The 249-nt window shown below is 62.2% G+C and carries 1 protein-coding gene; it reads right to left on the bottom strand.

Annotated elements, in window-relative coordinates; translation table 11 throughout:
• A partial coding sequence (locus MTCD1_RS23785; RefSeq protein WP_235013410.1) for an ATP-dependent 6-phosphofructokinase occupies positions 1–249 on the bottom strand: 249 nt, incomplete at both ends.

Here is a 249-nt window from a genome sequence, read left to right as displayed (position 1 = left end):
GTCGGCGTCACCAGCGGTGTCGGAAGTGGTACGAGCTGGTTCACTGAGTTCGGTGAAGATCGCGTCCATCTCGACAAAGGAACGTCCCCTCATCCGCATGGCCTCGTTGTAACGGCCCTCCGTAATGAGACCGGGCACCGACTTCGTGTCAGCGACGGCCTTGACCAGGGGGAGGCGATGTATGCGGTTGGACCCAGTGCCGATAACGCGCCCCTCGGCCTCTGGAGTGGTCGAGAGCACCTCGTGAAC

The organism is Colwellia marinimaniae (genome assembly GCF_002207865.1).
Lineage (GTDB): Bacteria > Pseudomonadota > Gammaproteobacteria > Enterobacterales > Alteromonadaceae > Colwellia > Colwellia marinimaniae.
The sequence above is the reverse complement of the archived record's forward strand: the minus strand, read 5'-3'. Positions and strand labels throughout refer to the sequence as shown.